Here is an 899-nt window from a genome sequence, read left to right on the forward strand (position 1 = left end):
CTTGCAGGTCAGGGGCGGTGTGCGTAGCCCGGGGATCGATGAGGGCGAGGCTCCAGGTAAGACAGCAAATCGACCAAAACCCGATGCCCCGACCGGGAGCCTCGCCTGTGCTGTCTTACCCGTCCACGATCTCGTTGTCCAGCCGGACCCTGAACGACCTCGCCGACCGCATCCGCCAACACCGTAACCAGCAACGATCGCGATGGCGGCGCCTCGATGCGGGACGCCAGGCACTGCTCGCTCTTGCCCACTTGCGTAACGGCGATACATACACCCAGCTGGCCTGCGGGTTTGCGATCGGCGTCGCCACCGCCTGGCGCTACGTGCAGGAAGCGATCGCCCTGCTCGCGGCATCCGCCGACGACCTGGTCACCGCGATGAAGCGGATCCGCATGCTGGCGTACGCGATCCTGGACGGCACGCTGATCCCGATCGACCGGGTCGCCGACCAGAAGCCCTACTACTCGGGAAAACACAAGCGCCACGGCGTGAACGTGCAGGTCATCGCTGACGCGGCGGGCCGCCTCGTCTGGGCTTCGCCGGCGCTACCGGGATCGGCTCACGACCTGACCGCTGCCCGTACGCACGGCATCATCGACGCACTGACCAGCGCAAACGTGATGACCTTCGCCGACAAGGGCTATCAGGGCGCCCGCGGCAGCGTGCGTACTCCGTTCAAGCGGCGCCGGTTCCGGCCGAGGCTGTCACGCAGGCAGAAAGCCGTGAACCGCGCCCACGCGAAGATCCGCGCCCGCGGTGAGCGAGCGATTGCCACGCTCAAGACCTGGAAGATCCTGGTCAAGCTGCGCTGCTGCCCACGCCGAGCCACCGCGATCGTGCAGGCGATCCTCGTCCTGCATCGCACCGAATCCAACCGCTACGCAGGATGAAAAGGGCTC

1 protein-coding gene is annotated in these 899 nt (G+C 66.6%); it reads left to right on the top strand.

Annotated features, from left to right (window positions below):
• The first annotated feature begins 107 nt into the window (after nt 1–107).
• Nucleotides 108–890 (top strand): transposase family protein, encoded by a 783-nt coding sequence (locus V6U77_RS29890; protein ID WP_334610078.1) that lies wholly within the window; start codon nt 108–110, stop codon nt 888–890.
• Nucleotides 891–899 lie beyond the last annotated feature (9 nt).

The organism is Micromonospora sp. CPCC 205546 (assembly GCF_036902715.1).
Taxonomy (GTDB): domain Bacteria; phylum Actinomycetota; class Actinomycetes; order Mycobacteriales; family Micromonosporaceae; genus Micromonospora.